Source organism: Microcoleus sp. OTE_8_concoct_300 (genome assembly GCF_031383065.1).
In the GTDB taxonomy this organism is placed as follows: domain Bacteria; phylum Cyanobacteriota; class Cyanobacteriia; order Cyanobacteriales; family Microcoleaceae; genus Microcoleus.
Window position 1 is genome coordinate 1 of sequence record NZ_JANMZH010000318.1, and the last position, 1,093, is coordinate 1,093.

Genomic DNA, 1,093 nt, shown 5'->3' on the forward strand with positions numbered 1-1,093 from the left:
AACTCCCCAGACGTTCTCTGCCTCCAAGAAACCAAAGTTACAGACAAAGACTTCCCCCTAGAACCCTTCATCAACCTCGGCTACAACTGCTACATTTCCGGTCAAAAATCCTACAACGGCGTCGCCATTTTTAGCCGATCGCCCCTAACGCAAATCAGCACCGGATTTGCCCCCATTCTCGGCGACGAAACCGCAGGTATTTTTGACGAACAAAAACGCCTAATAGCCGGGGTTATAGACGATATTAGCATTATTTGCGTATACGTTCCCAACGGTTCCGAAGTCGGCAGCGAGAAATATGAGTACAAACTAAAGTGGCTCAAACTGCTGCAAGAATACCTCAAAATAGCACTAGACAAAACCCCAAAATTGTGCATTTGCGGCGACTTCAACATCGTCCCGGACGATCGAGATATCCACAATCCCAAAGCCAATGCTAACTCCGTCGGCCTATCAGTAGCCGAGCGCCTCGCACTAACAGAAATCATAGAATTAGGATTAAACGACCCCTTTCGCAAATTCACCACAGAAGGCGGTCATTATAGCTGGTGGGACTACCGCGCCGCCGCATTTCCCCGCAACAACGGCTGGAGAATCGACCACCATTATCTCAGCTTTCCCCTGTACGAACAAGCAAAAAACTGTACAATAGACATTGCTCCCAGAAAATTAATCAAACCCAGCGACCACGCCCCCGTAATTGTCGAAATTTGATTTATAAGTTATAAGGTTAATAGCAACTGAGATATTGCACCATTCTCAATAAGCCTTTTATGGGCGGGCAGGATGCCCACCCCACAAGAAAATTCACTCTTTGTGGAACACGCATCTTACCTGTTCTTGAGAAATGTGCAAGATGTAAGTAACAACCAACAACCAAAAATCATGTTCTTAGTAACCGGAGCAACAGGCGCACTAGGCCGCCGAATTGTACGAGAAATCAGACAGCAAGAGAAGCCTGTCCGCGCATTCGTTCGCCTCGCATCTCGCTACTCAGAACTAGAAAACCGAGGCGCCGAGATTTTTATCGGCGACTTGAAACAAGACAAAGATATTAAAAAAGCCTGCCAAGGAGTGCAATACATCATCAGCA

General features: G+C 46.8%; 2 protein-coding genes. Both read left to right on the forward strand.

Features of this window, described 5'->3' with window-relative positions; translation table 11 throughout:
- A partial coding sequence (xth, locus tag ACUVJL_RS14290; protein ID WP_445246452.1) for an exodeoxyribonuclease III occupies positions 1–714 on the forward strand: 714 nt, incomplete at its 5' end.
- Between the two features lie 171 nt (positions 715–885).
- Positions 886–1,093 (forward strand): NAD(P)H-binding protein (locus tag ACUVJL_RS14295; protein WP_445246453.1); only part of this gene is annotated, 208 nt, incomplete at its 3' end.